Here is a 14,136-nt window from a genome sequence, read left to right as displayed (position 1 = left end):
TTGGCTTTTGTCAATGTGTTTTAAAAAATTCTTATTTGACTTTGTAGAAGAAGGATTGAGCATTCCCATGTGCGTGAGGTGCTTGGTGAATAATCATTCGGTCTCTACTAGTATCAGATGCATCTTCTACAAAATTTGGCTCAGTAACTGTCGGAATAACCACTCCAGCAGGAATCATATCGAGTTGCGCCCTAATAGTTGGAGCTTTATAACTTGTAATTATATATCCATCTTTAAAAACAGCATCATTGATATCCACATAAAATTCTGCTGGTTCTATTAAGCCATTTTTACTAAAAACTAGATCCTGTCCCCCATTTCCTGTACTCCATCTTCCCTCAATACTAGAAAAATCTCCATTTTTGATGGCGTTTATATCCATTTTCCCTGAAGCTGTTTTGCTAGTTGAAGATGCTGTTGCAGCTGTCCCCTTGTCTGAATTACTTCCTCCAGGAAGTTTATCTGAAACTGACTTCCAACTTAGGGTTTCTAGAGAAATGGGCGAACCGACACCAAGATCTGCTAACTCTTGAGCTTCCTTGGCCTTCACCAAGGACTGGCCATTATCACTAAATTGGTAGTGGGCATAGATGTGACTCATTGCTGTACCAGCTCCACGATAGAGCAGAGAATTGTCTGGCAGGATACCGACCGTCATTCTCTCACCAATCTGGTCTAAACGATTTTCTTGATTGGTCAGACGGATCACCTTTCCATCTTTCAAAGTACGAATATCAAGTAAACTCTTTTCGCCACTCTTCATTTCAAGAGCAAGCAAGAGTTCATCCTCTCCGTCGTTATTCAAATCTGTCTTGTGGTAAACTACATCTGTGTAAAAACCTTGAGAAGACTTCACTTGACTAGCCAGAGGATTGACCTCAATACCGGTCGGCAAGGTACCTTTGGTTACTTTTTCATAGTCATCGAGAACCTTGTTATATTGGCTGTAATCTATCTCTGGACTTGATGCAGATGTATCTGATGTTGAATCAGATGGTGTTTCTGCGCTTTTGTTCCAAGGTAGATACTGACATCCTCCTAAAACCAGTGTCAGTAAAAGCATTGTGGCTAATAAAAACTTTTTCATATTACTCCCATTTCTGATTGATAGAAAACAATTAACTAATTCATTTTGATTCTTTTTTATATGTTCATTTGCTTTTTCTTATCCTTTAAATGTCACAATAGTCGCACCACTACCTCCAGCATTTTGTGGGGCATAGCCGAAACTCTTGACATGTTTGTTTCTTTGTAGGTATTTGGTGACACCTTCACGGATGACACCTGTTCCGATACCATGGATGATATCAACTTGAGCCATATTATTAAGCAAGGCTTGGTCGATAAAGGCATCTAGCTCATTCATAGCCTCTTCATAACGTTTGCCTCGAAGGTCCAGTCTGGCTTGTGGGCCACGACCAGAAGTTCGTTTCACGACATTGACCTGTTTCTTCTTGACTTGCTTTTCTTGCTGGGCTTGAACGAGGTCAAATTCTTTCTCTTCTAAAGTCACCTTAATCAAGCCAACTTGGGCTTCCCAGCGGCCATCTTTGAGTTGACTGGTCAAGGTACCACGCTGTCCATAACTGAGAACAACGATATCATCTCCCACCTTTGGAGCACGTTTTTTCTTGGCCTTTTGAAGAACCTTATTTTTAGACAAATCTACTTTTTCAGGAGCCAATTTTTTCAACTTGGCCTTGGCTTCAATGATTTCGTGGGGCTTGAGTTGAGATTTACTGTGGAGATTTTTAAGAATCTGGTCACTCTCACTTAGGGCCATGTCCACAATCTCAGCAGCCTGTTCACGCGCCTTATTGAGCTCCGTTTCCTTTTCACGATTGAGCTCGTTGTAAAGTTTTTTTAGAGCACGGTTCATCTTGAGATTTTCTTGCTCCACCTCACGGATATTGTCCAAGCGTTTACGGCTTTCCAGCGTCTGCTCTTCCAGTTGCTCAATGATACGATTGACATCATTGTCCTGATCAACCTGCTGACTGGCATCCCCTACGATAACTGCAGATAGGCCTAGACGTTTGGCAATTTCAAAGGCATTGCTTCGGCCAGGAACTCCCTGCATAAAGCGATAAGTCGGGCGAAGAGTTGCAGTATCAAACTCCATGCTAGCATTTTGCACAAAGGCTGTCTCAATACCGTAGGCCTTGAGTTCTGGATAGTGGGTAGTCGCCATAGTCTTGACTTGACGCAGGCGAAGGTCCTCCAGAATAGCCATGGCAAGAGCAGCTCCTTCTTGAGGGTCTGTACCAGCTCCCAACTCATCCAAGAGTAAAAGTGAATGTTCGTTAACCTTGCCAAGAATATCCACAATATTGGTCATATGGCTAGAGAAGGTAGACAAACTCTGCTCAATAGACTGCTCATCTCCAATATCGGCAAAGATTTCTTCAAAAATACCAACACGACTTCCTTTGTCTGCTAAAATTGGCAAACCAGACTGAGCCATAACCTGCGTCAATCCCAGAGTCTTAAGCATGATAGTCTTCCCACCCGTATTGGGACCTGTAATGACAATGGCTGTTAAATCTTGTCCAAAGTTGACATCATTTGCGACGGCATTTTTGACCAGAGGATGGCAGACATGGAGCAGTTGAATCTCTTGATTTTCTGATAGCTGAGGCACAACTGCTTGTCTTTCTTGGATAAAACGGACCTTGGCACGAATCAAGTCTAAACGGCCGATAATCCAAGCGTCATTGGCAATCTCAGCCGCATGAGGACGGACACGCTCAGAAATTTCTTGTAGAATGCGAAGCATTTCATAACGCTCATCTGCTCGCAAACTGGCAATTTCTTCGCTCAGTTTGACCACCTCACGGGGTTCGATATAGACGGTATTTCCACTAGCAGAAATATCATGAACGACACCAGTAATCTTATTGCGGTAGGTATTTTTGACTGGTAAAACCTGACGGCCATTTCTGCTGGCAACGATTCCTTCCGTCAACATCTGAGCTTTTTGCTTGAGCAGGTCCTGTAAAACATCGCGTACCTGACTCTCGCTATCATGGATTTTTCTGCGAATTCGCGCCAATTCTTCACTGGCAAAATTTTCAATGAAACCCGCATCATTAAAGGCTTGGAGATTTCCTTGTAATTGCGGAAAATCATGTAATTTCTCAAACCAAATGGCTAGTTCTTCCAAGCTGACATTTTCCAGATTGGCATAAAAACTTTGCAGCTCTCGGCTAGACAGAAGCACGCGCTTCAAGAGGAGGAACTCCTCGATATTGAGATCCGCTCCCATCTCCAAACGCTTGCAGACTCCTGCGATTTCCTTGGTTGCAAGAATAGTGAAATGCGGTTGCTCAACAAAAAGAGCCTGCATTTCCTTCATCTCAGCAAAAGCCTGTTTGATTTTATCTGCTTTGGCAGTCGGAGCCAGCTGTCTCAATTGCTCCAAGCCCTGCTCTGTCAACAAATGAGGCTCAAACAAGGCCTTGACCTTATTGAACTCTAATGTTTCTAATATTTTCTTATTCATCTTTATTTCCTTGTCTTTGAATATCTAGGTGTATTGTACTCAATGAAAATCAAAGAGCAAACTAGGAAGCTAGCCGCAGGTTGCTCAAAACAGTGTTTTGAGGTTGCAGATGGAAGCTGATGTGGTTTGAAGAGATTTTCGAAGAGTATTAGCTTTTTACATTCTGATAGATTCGAGTCAATCTGTAAACAAAGGGCTAGGAAAATTCCTGCCCTTTTTATCCGATTAAATTTGTCACCCAGATTTGTTTGATCCAACTGGTTGTTACCGGTATGCTCTGGATGATGTGTTTTGCGACGATACTCTTTTCAAGAGGATTTTGTATAGCTGCCATGGGAATAGTCGCCAAGATGGTCAAAGCCATTTGCAAGACAAATAAGGTCACCAACATGGACAAAATCCCTGCTGAAACTTGGAACAACTTGCCACCCAGTTTTTTACTAGGAATCAAGTGTAAGAGGAGACCAAGCAAACGACCGATGCTATAAACTATCCCAAATACAAGCAAGTAGCCGATACCTGCATAAAAGACCTTATCCAACTGAAAGAGTTTATCCGATGGGAAAAAGAAAGTTCCCTGACCTTCCTGCGGATTTGCATAAGGGAGCAATAAATGGAATTGTTCTCCCAGCCCCTTGTAAAACTGGCCAGCCATAAAAGCCGATGCCATGGCTGAAATCAGGTAATAAACCTGTAAGAGCAGACCTCTCCGATAGCCGATATAAAATCCCCAAGCCAAGACCAATAGAAGAAGGAGTGAAATCATAAGGAATCCTCAATCTTGCTCTGTTCTTGCTTGCAAGTCACAAGCTTGTGACGGAGTTCTTCTAATTCTTGCTCCTTATCGTCAAATTCAATCTCACGGCTGAGCTGAGTTGATAAACAATTGACTGCCAACAAAAGAGCAATTGTTTCATCGTCTGCACTAGGCATTTGTTCTTTAATTGCTTGGTATTTTTCTATCGCAACCTTGGCGATTTCCTCCATAAAAAGGTTATCATGTTCGCTTGTCAAGGTTAATGATTTTTTCCCGAATGTAAATTTGAATCGATTTAGATTTGCCATAAAATTCACCTCACGATATTATACCAAAATTCGCTAACTTTGTCAGTTTTTACAAATTTGCCTGCTTTTATGGTACAATAGAAACTATGGCAAGTATAACACTCACACCAAGCGAAAAGGAGATTCGGGCTTTTCTTGAACACTATCAGACCAGTCTGGCTCCCAGCAAGAATCCCTATATTCGCTACTTTTTGCGACTACCTCAAGCAACGGTTTCTATCTATACTTCTGGAAAGGTCTTGATTCAGGGTGAAGGAGCTGAGAAATATGCTAGTTTCTTTGGCTATCAAGTTGTAGAGCAAACCAGCGGACAAAATCTCCCTTTGATTGGGACAGATGAGGTTGGAAATGGTTCCTACTTTGGTGGGCTTGCAGTTGTGGCTTCCTTTGTCACACCTGACCAGCATGACTTCTTGCGAAAACTCGGTGTGGGAGATTCTAAAACTCTGACCGACCAAAAGATCCGTCAGATTGCCCCTATCCTCAAAGAAAAAATCCAGCACCAGGCACTGCTTCTCTCACCCAGCAAGTACAACGAGGTCATCGGAGACCGCTACAACGCTGTTTCGGTTAAGGTTGCCCTCCATAATCAGGCTATCTATCTCCTCCTTCAAAAAGGCATTCAGCCTGAGAAAATTGTGATTGATGCCTTTACCAGTGCTAAAAATTATGACAAGTACTTGGCACAAGAGGCCAATCGTTTCAGCAATCCGATCAGCTTAGAAGAAAAAGCTGAGGGCAAATACTTGGCTGTCGCAGTTTCTTCTATCATTGCGCGTGATCTCTTTCTGGAAAATCTTGAAAATCTGGGACGAGAATTGGGCTATCAACTTCCAAGTGGAGCTGGAACGGCTTCTGATAAGGTGGCAAGCCAGATTTTGCAAGCCTATGGTATGCAGGGACTCAACTTCTGTGCCAAACTGCACTTTAAAAATACTGAAAAAGCGAAAAAACGCTTAGAAAGGTAAATTATGAATTCATTTAAAAATTTCCTAAAAGAGTGGGGATTGTTCCTCCTGATTCTGTCATTACTAGCTTTAAGCCGTATCTTTTTTTGGAGTAACGTCCGCGTAGAAGGACATTCCATGGATCCTACCCTAGCGGATGGCGAAATCCTCTTTGTTGTTAAACACCTCCCTATTGACCGTTTTGATATCGTGGTTGCTCATGAGGAAGATGGCAATAAGGACATCGTCAAGCGCGTGATTGGAATGCCTGGCGACACTATCCGTTACGAAAACGATAAACTTTACATCAATGATAAAGAGACAGACGAACCTTACCTAGCTGACTACATCAAACGCTTCAAGGACGACAAACTCCAAAGCACCTACTCAGGCAAGGGATTTGAGGGAAATAAAGGAACTTTCTTTAGAAGCATCGCTCAAAAAGCTCAAGCCTTCACAGTTGATGTCAACTACAACACCAACTTTAGCTTTACTGTTCCAGAAGGAGAATACCTTCTCCTCGGAGATGACCGCTTGGTTTCGAGCGACAGCCGCCATGTAGGTACTTTCAAGGCAAAAGATATCACAGGGGAAGCTAAATTCCGCTTCTGGCCAATCACCCGTATCGGAACATTTTAAGAGACCTAAGAGGCCGAGAATCAGCAATCTCAGCCTCTTCTTCTATCGTGAGAAGATGATTATTCACTACCCAGTTTGATTAAGATAGAAACAAAGTTATACTCAATGAAAATCAAAGAGCAAACTAGGAAGCTAGCCGCAGGCTGTACTTGAGTACGGCAAGGCGAAGCTGACGTGGTTTGAATTTGATTTTCGAAGAGTATTAACTCTCACCTATTTATGCAAAGGAATCTTATGGAAGTTTATTTTTCAGGAACCATTGAACGGATTATTTTTGAAAATCCCAGCAATTTTTATCGCATCCTCCTCCTAGAAATCGAAGATACGGACGCAGAAGATTTTGATGATTTTGAAATTATTGTCACCGGTACCATGGCTGACGTGATTGAGGGAGAAGACTATACTTTTTGGGGACAAATTGTCCAGCACTCCAAGTATGGAGAACAACTGCAAATCAGCCGGTATGAACGCTCAAAACCAACTAGCAAGGGCTTGGTCAAGTACTTTTCAAGTAGCCATTTCAAGGGAATTGGTCTCAAAACAGCTCAGAAAATCGTGGATACCTATGGCGACAATACCATTGACGAAATTTTACAACACCCGGAAAAGCTAGAAGGTATCGCAGGACTCTCTGCCAAAAATCGCGAGGCATTCGTCTCCACACTTCGTCTCAACTACGGAACGGAGATGGTTTTGGCCAAACTAGCCAACTACGGCATTCCCAATAAACTAGCCTTTCAAATTCAAGACTTTTACAAGGAAGAAACCCTTGATGTGGTTGAAAATTATCCCTACCAGTTAGTTGAGGATATCAAAGGATTGGGATTTACTATTGCTGACCAATTAGCGGAAGAACTAGGCATCGAAAGTCAGGCTCCTGAGCGCTTCCGCGCCGGTCTAGTTCATAGTCTTTTTCAGACCTGTATGGAAACAGGGAACACCTATGTTGAAGCACGGGATTTGCTGGAACAAACCCTTAATCTCCTTGAATCTTCTCGCCCCGTGGAACTGGATCCCAGCCAAGTGGCCCAAGAACTCTCCTACCTGATTGAAGAAGACAAGGTTCAGCAGATTGATACCAAAATCTTTGATAATAGCCTCTTTTTCGCTGAGGAAGGCATCCGCAGTCACTTGGTCCGTATCCTTGAAAAAGGAAAACAGAAGAGCCAGGATTTAGAAACCATTCAAAAACATATCACTACTGTCGAGGAAGAGCTTGGAATTGAGTATGATATCATTCAAAAACAAGCTATCTGTGATGCTATCCAGAACAAGGTCTTTATTCTGACAGGTGGACCTGGTACTGGTAAGACAACTGTTATCAATGGTATCATCGCTGTTTATGCCCTTTTAGAAGGACTTGACCTCAGGAAAAAAAGCAATCTGCCGATTCTTCTTGCTGCTCCAACCGGACGAGCCGCTCGGCGCATGAATGAATTGACAGGTTTGCCTAGCGCGACCATACACCGCCACTTGGGAATGACAGGTGACGATGATACCAGTCATCTGGAAGATTATCTGGATGCCGACTTTATCATCGTAGATGAATTCTCAATGGTGGATACTTGGCTGGCTAATCAACTCTTCTCCAACATCTCTTCAAACAGTAAAATCCTCATCGTGGGCGACAGCGACCAGTTACCTTCTGTCAGTCCTGGACAGGTTCTAGCGGATCTGCTTCATATTCCTTTGATTCCTCAGACTCGCTTGGAAAAAATTTACCGGCAAAGCGAAGAATCAACCATCGTCACCCTAGCTAGTCAGATTCGACAGGGTATCTTGCCAGCTGATTTCACCCAGAAAAAAGCAGACCGTTCCTACTTTGAAATTGCTAGCGGACATATTCCTGCTACCATTGAAAAGATTTTAGGCGCTGCCCTAAGAAGTGGTATTCCTGCCCGTGATATTCAGGTTCTGGCCCCCATGTACCGAGGGACGGCAGGAATTGATGCCATCAACCAGCTCATGCAAGACCTCCTGAATCCACCACAAAAAGACCAACTCAGTTTTGAAGCTCCCCAGTGCCACTATCGCAAGGGAGACAAGGTCATTCATTTGGTCAACGATGCTGAAATCAATGTCTTTAATGGAGATTTAGGAGCCATCACAGACCTGATTCCTGGTAAATACACCGAGTCGAAGCAAGATGAGATTGTCATTGATTTTGATGGCAACGAGGTCTCTTACCCACGTAACGAATGGTACAAGATTCGCCTGGCCTATGCCATGAGCATCCATAAGTCCCAGGGCAGTGAGTTCCCTGTTGTCATCCTACCTATCACCAGTGCTAGCAGGCGTATGCTGGAGCGAAATCTCATCTATACAGCCATTACACGCGCCAAAAGCAAACTTATCTTATTAGGCGAATTACAGGCCTTCGACTATGCTACTCAACATATCGGAACTGCCCGAAAAACCTATCTGATTGAACGCTTCAGTGATTTATTGGAGAATGTTGAAGAAAAGCAACCAGCTGTCTCTGAAACTGCCACATCAAGCGCTTCTGAACAATCCTACATTCTGACAGAAGAAAACTGGGACAGCATCCCCGCCATGATTGGGATTACTGACGCAGACCTCAAAGAGATTTTTGGAAAATAGTGCATCAGAAAACCCACCAATTCAGGTGGGATTTTTGTTTAGGCTCTATAATATTTGTAGTGGGTAAATCCCCTATAGATATTATGGAGCCTATTTGTTGTAGAAAAAAAGTCCCATATGACCTATAATGAAAAGCAACCAAACCATCATTAGAAAGAATCATATGGAACCATTACATCTTATCACAAAACTACTCGATATTAAAGACCCTAATATCCAGATTTTAGACATCATCAATAAGGATACACACAAGGAAATCATCGCTAAACTGGACTACGATGCTCCATCTTGTTCTGATTGTGGAAGTCAAATGAAGAAATATGACTTTCAAAAACCGTCTAAGATCCCTTACCTCGAAACAACTGGTATGGCTACTAGAATTCTCCTTAGAAAGCGTCGTTTCAAGTGCTATTATTGCTCGAAAATGATGGTCGCTGAGACTTCTATCGTCAAGAAGAATCATCAAATCCCTCGTATTATCAACCAAAAAATTGCGCAAAAGTTGATTGAAAAGAATTCTATGACTGATATTGCCCATCAACTTTCCATTTCAATTTCAACTGTCATTCGAAAGCTCAATGATTTCCACTTTGAGCATGATTTTTCGCGTCTTCCTGAGATTATGTCCTGGGACGAGTACACCTTTACAAAGGGAAAGATGAGCTTTATTGCGCAAGATTTTGATAAGCTCAATATCATCACTGTTCTTGAGGGTAGAACACAAGCCCTCATTCGAGATTACTTTCTTAAATATGATAGAGCCGTCCGATGTCGAGTGAAAATCATTACTATGGATATGGTTAGCCCTTACTATGACTTGGCTAAACAGCTTTTTCCAAACGCTAAAATCGTGTTGGATCGTTTCCATATTGTCCAACACATGAGCCGTGCTATGAGTCGTGTGCGTGTTCAAATTATGAATCAGTTTGAGCGAAAATCTCATGAATACAAGACTATCAAGCGTTACTGGAAACTCATTCAACAGGATAGTCGTAAACTCAGCAATAAGCGTTTTTATCGCCCTACTTTTCGTATGCACTTAACCAATAAAGAGATTCTTGATAAACTATTAAGCTATTCAGAAGACTTGAAACACCACTATAATCTCTATCAGCTCTTGCTTTTTCACTTTCAGAATAAGGATCCGGAAAAATTCTTCGGACTCATTGAGGACAATCTGAAGCAGGTTCATCCTCCTTTAAAACTTTTTTCAAGGATAAAGACAAGATTATCAACGCTCTTCAATTATCCTATTTTAATGCAAAATTAGAAGTGACCAATAATCTCATTAAACTTATCAAACGCAATACCTTTGGTTTTCGGAACTTTGAAAACTTCAAAAAGCGGATTTTTATTGCTCTGAACATCAAAAAAGAAAGGACGAAATTTGTCCTTTCTCGAGCTTAGCTTTTCTTCAACCCACTACAGTTGACAAAGAGCCTTTGTTTATTAATACTCAATGAAAATCAAAGAGCAAACTAGGAAGATAGCCGCAAGCTGTACTTGAGTACGGTAAGGCGACGCTGACGTGGTTTGAAGAGATTTTCGAAGAGTATAAGATTATTTAACTGTTGCTGTGCTTGTAATCAATTCAACAGCTTTTTTGATTGTGATGTCGTGTTTCAACATATCAGCTGAAAGCAAGCTTTGTACTTGAGCAACTTCCATGTTGTAGTCTGCTGCCAATTGCTCAACTTCTTTTTGGATTTCTTCTTCTGAAGCATCAAATCCTTCAGCTTTGGCAACTGCTTCGATAACAAGGTTAGTCTTAGTACGTGACTCAGCTTCTCCCTCGTATTGTTTGTGAAGATCTTCTTGAGTAGTTCCAGTGATTTGGAAGTACATGTCAGGGTTGATACCTTGACGTTGCAAGTTTCCAAGGAATTCATTAACTGAACGGTGAACTTCTTCGTGGATCATTTCTTCTGGAAGTTCTACGATTTCAGCGTTTTCTACAGCTTTATCGATTGCTGCTCCTTCAACTGCATCTTTGTATGCTTCTTCTTTAGCAGCAGCCAATTCTTTGCGGTATTTTTCTTTCAATTCAGCAAGTGTTTCAACTTCTTCGTCAATGTCTTTTGCAAGCTCATCGTCAAGAGCTGGAACTTCTTTAGCTTTTACTTCGTGGATAGTTGTTACGAATTTAGCTTCTTTACCTGCAAGGTCTTCTGCTTGGTAGTCTTCTGGGAATGTTACGATAACGTCAACAGTTTCACCAGCTGAGTGACCTACCAATTGGTCTTCGAAACCAGGGATGAATTGACCTGAACCAAGTTCAAGTGAGAAGTTTTCACCTTTTCCACCGTCAAATTCAACACCATCGATAGAACCAACGAAGTCGATGACAACAGTGTCGCCGTTTTCAGCAGCAGCTTCTTTGATAACCAATTCAGCCAAGTTGTTGCGTTCGCGTTCGATACGCTCTTCAACGTCAGCGTCAGTTACTTCTTTTTCTACATCAACTGATACTTCAAGGTTTTTGTAGTCACCCAATTTTACTTCAGGTTTTGTAACAACTTCAGCAGTGATAACCCAGTCTTGACCTTTTTCCATTGAAGTTACGTCAATTTTTGGTTGAGCAACGACTTCAAGGCCAGCTTCTTTTACAGCTGCTTCATAAGCGTTTGGCAAAAGAGCGTTCATAACGTCTTGGTAAAGTGACTCTTCACCAAATTTTTTGTCGAAGATAGGACGTGGAAGGTGACCTTTACGGAAACCTGGAACATTAAGAGATTTCTTCACTGAGTTGAAGACACGGTCCAATTCTGGTTTGATTTGGTCTTGAGAGATAGTGAAAGTCAAGACACCACGGTTTGTTTCTTTGTTTTCAAATGATACAGACATTCTGTCATTTCTCCTTAAAATTTTTTAAATACAGTCTATTATAACATAAATGAGCGACTTTTTTCAAGTAATGACTGCGCTTTTCAATGATGGGGGAGGTACGGTTTCTTCTTAGTTTTCTTTAGGATTCGAATATAATTTTATAAAAGATGTTTAGTGATGGCTGATTACAGTAAAAAACGAATCGCCCACACATCCCTTATTAGGCGATTCGTTTTGTATTATTTAACCACAAGAACCTTGTAATATTCATACTTATTTGGCTGTGTAATCTTAATTTTTTGACCATAGAAACCATCGATTTCTTTGTCAAAATAATCTGAAAATCCTGATGGCAAGCGTTTCATCTTAAGAACTTCTCCAGATTGGTCTGCATATACAAGGAAGTGATGGTGGGTTGTAGCCATACCATCATCAATCAGTACAAAGTAACCTGTTTTGAGCTTACCTTGCTCATTTTCTAAATAGTATAGTTTATTGTTATTGATTGTGAAGTTAGCAGATGGAAGTCTAAGCCGTGCACCTGGATTTTCTAAATAGACATCATTGCCAACTTTTTTGATTTCTGATCTAGTTGTCATCTCTGGAAGTGGTAATACTCTACGACCATCTGCTCCAAAGTAATATCGACCTGGTAGATTTTGGAAATTACGAATAACAGCTTTAGGATCAATTTCTTGTCCTTCTTCTTTATTATCCACTAGAGCCAACATCGTATTGGAAACCTCATCCCCATATTTGTCGGAAAACTTCTTGAACTCAGGTTTGATATACCAAATATTTTTAGCCACGATAACATCAGTATAGTTATGTCCGTCAAATTTTGATTTAATCAGATACTCATATCCATCACCTAAACGAACAATATCATCATCTTTATAAGGGCTATTTTTTAAAGTCAACATATAGCCATCCTTACCAATGACATAACTTTCCCCATCGCTTGCTGGAACAGCTCTATCTGCTACCATAGCACCTGATTTTTCAAAGTAAGACCATTGACCATTGGCAGTTGCCCATCCTGTTGCCATAGCGCCACTGCCTTTTAGGTAGTACCAAGTAGCCCCTTCTTTGTACCAACCAGTACGCATAGCACCACTATTTGCGAGTGAGTACCATGTACTACTTTCTTTGTACCAGCCAGTGCGCATAGCACCACTATCTGCTAGTGAGTACCAAGTATTGCCGTCTTTGAGCCAGCCTGTCTGCATTTTACCAGAACCGTCAAAGTGGTACCAAGAGCCAGCATTTTGCACCCATTTGTTTTTAGCGAGACTGCCATCTTGTGAAAGATTCCAGTCAGCACCATTTTTTACCCAAGTATCTGCAGCCTGTGCTTGATTGATAGACAAAAGCAGACCAGCACCTGCAAGCAAACCAAGTGTAAGTAGTTTAGATTTTTTCATAGCCATTTCCTCCTGTTATAAAAATTATACAGATATAGAAAGAATAATTTTATTCCCAGTATCTTCTACTTACAGAATATGATAAGTAGTAAGCATCCATGTAAGAGACTTTACGACCTTCAAATGGAGCATGTACTACCTTACCACCACCAACATAAATACTCACATGTTGATTTGAACCTTCGTCGGTATTGTACAATATTAAATCTCCAGGAAGTTGTGAGCCACTATATACGAATTTTCCTCCTGTAGCTTGTTCTTGGGTTGATCTACCAATATAAATATCAAAACTGGCATGAATTGCTTGGGTGAACCCAGAACAATCAGCACCAATACTCTCATCTAAAGTGGCTTTTTTAGATTTGTATGGCAATTTCCCTACAAATGTTTCTGCATATTCAGCAATTGCCTGCCCCTTATTTTCTACGCAAACACCGTTAGATCTGAAGAAATAAGGTTTCCCATTAACTCTATTGTAATCAGTTAGTATGGAACCGTCATTTGAAAGATAGTACCAATTACCATCTGGGTTAATCCACTCATTTGATTTCATCCAACCTTGATCATCAAAATAATACCATTTCTTATCTAACCATTCCCAATGTTTAGCATACCCACCTGAAGTATATTTGAACCACCAGCGACCATCTGTTTTCATCCAGGTTCCTTTATCATCTCTATTTTGATTAAATGCTATTTTTTCTTGATTGCCTTCTACTTGCGTTAACTCTCTAGGAGAAAATCCTACCAACTTAACTTGTTCTGCATCTTCAACCTTAATTTTACCTTCTTTAACAAGTTGATCAATTGCTTCTTTCTCGCTTGTATACTGTGAAGTTGTTTGTGATGTAGTCACTTTAGTGGTAGACGTTGTAGTTTCTGCATTAACTACATAAGTAGTTGATAACAAAGCTCCTGAAGTAAGTAATAAAGCTGCATAAGTAATATATTTTTTCATGACAAAAATCCTTTCTTCAAAATTCCTTAACGCTCTAGTGACCTTATTTTGATAATTTACGGAGACATGATTTTAACCTCCTTTCGGATTTTTTATATTTTATAATATATATGTTAATCTAAATATTTCTAACTCTATTTTACTCCCCTATAAAATGAATGTCAACAAATAACA

10 protein-coding genes and 1 pseudogene are annotated in these 14,136 nt (G+C 40.9%); 4 read left to right on the top strand and 7 right to left on the bottom strand.

Annotated features, from left to right (window positions below):
• Positions 1 to 31 precede the first annotated feature (31 nt).
• The 4 genes from FQT24_RS09995 to zapA form a co-directional block, all read right to left on the bottom strand.
• The gene (locus FQT24_RS09995; protein ID WP_094753843.1) at positions 32 to 1,087 is read right to left on the bottom strand and encodes a DUF6287 domain-containing protein; all 1,056 of its coding nucleotides are present in this window, start codon (positions 1,085 to 1,087) and stop codon (positions 32 to 34) included.
• Positions 1,088 to 1,165: 78 nt separating this feature from the next.
• Positions 1,166 to 3,502 carry an endonuclease MutS2 gene (locus FQT24_RS09990; RefSeq protein ID WP_143952904.1) on the bottom strand — a complete coding sequence of 779 codons (2,337 nt, stop codon included), beginning with the start codon at positions 3,500 to 3,502 and terminating at the stop codon, positions 1,166 to 1,168.
• Between the two features lie 217 nt (positions 3,503 to 3,719).
• Complete coding sequence (locus FQT24_RS09985; protein ID WP_143952903.1) at positions 3,720 to 4,268, bottom strand: CvpA family protein; 549 nt, start codon at positions 4,266 to 4,268, stop codon at positions 3,720 to 3,722.
• On the bottom strand, positions 4,265 to 4,567 hold the full coding sequence (gene zapA / locus FQT24_RS09980; protein WP_143952902.1) for a cell division protein ZapA: 303 nt from the start codon (positions 4,565 to 4,567) through the stop codon (positions 4,265 to 4,267). The genes FQT24_RS09985 and zapA overlap by 4 nt, the downstream gene beginning before the upstream one ends.
• A gap of 86 nt (positions 4,568 to 4,653) precedes the next feature.
• On the opposite strand from zapA, the gene rnhC reads away from it, so the two are divergent.
• From rnhC to FQT24_RS09955, 4 genes and pseudogenes are all read left to right on the top strand, one after another.
• Entirely contained in the window at positions 4,654 to 5,535 is an 882-nt protein-coding gene (gene rnhC, locus FQT24_RS09975; protein WP_143952901.1) for a ribonuclease HIII, read from the top strand.
• Between the two features lie 3 nt (positions 5,536 to 5,538).
• Complete coding sequence (lepB, locus tag FQT24_RS09970) at positions 5,539 to 6,153, top strand: signal peptidase I (protein WP_001083986.1); 615 nt, start codon at positions 5,539 to 5,541, stop codon at positions 6,151 to 6,153.
• Between the two features lie 234 nt (positions 6,154 to 6,387).
• Positions 6,388 to 8,754 carry an SF1B family DNA helicase RecD2 gene (gene recD2, locus FQT24_RS09960; protein ID WP_143952900.1) on the top strand — a complete coding sequence of 789 codons (2,367 nt, stop codon included), beginning with the start codon at positions 6,388 to 6,390 and terminating at the stop codon, positions 8,752 to 8,754.
• Between the two features lie 127 nt (positions 8,755 to 8,881).
• Positions 8,882 to 10,161: pseudogene (locus tag FQT24_RS09955) on the top strand (ISL3 family transposase).
• A 153-nt stretch (positions 10,162 to 10,314) separates the two neighbouring features.
• Here FQT24_RS09955 and tig read toward each other — a convergent pair.
• The 3 genes from tig to FQT24_RS09940 all read right to left on the bottom strand — a co-directional run bounded on the left by tig (position 10,315) and on the right by FQT24_RS09940 (position 13,962).
• Positions 10,315 to 11,598, bottom strand: a complete 1,284-nt coding sequence (tig, locus tag FQT24_RS09950; RefSeq protein ID WP_143952899.1) for a trigger factor — start codon at positions 11,596 to 11,598, stop codon at positions 10,315 to 10,317.
• Between the two features lie 221 nt (positions 11,599 to 11,819).
• Positions 11,820 to 13,004, bottom strand: a complete 1,185-nt coding sequence (locus FQT24_RS09945; RefSeq protein ID WP_143952898.1) for a PspC-like choline-binding domain-containing protein — start codon at positions 13,002 to 13,004, stop codon at positions 11,820 to 11,822.
• Positions 13,005 to 13,053: 49 nt separating this feature from the next.
• Positions 13,054 to 13,962: a C40 family peptidase gene (locus FQT24_RS09940; protein WP_143952897.1), complete on the bottom strand. Its 909-nt coding sequence runs from the start codon at positions 13,960 to 13,962 to the stop codon at positions 13,054 to 13,056.
• Positions 13,963 to 14,136 lie beyond the last annotated feature (174 nt).

Source organism: Streptococcus mitis, from assembly GCF_901542415.1.
Taxonomy (GTDB): Bacteria; Bacillota; Bacilli; order Lactobacillales; family Streptococcaceae; genus Streptococcus; species Streptococcus mitis_BL.
Note: the sequence above shows the minus strand (reverse complement) of the source record. Positions and strands in the feature narration are given on the sequence as shown.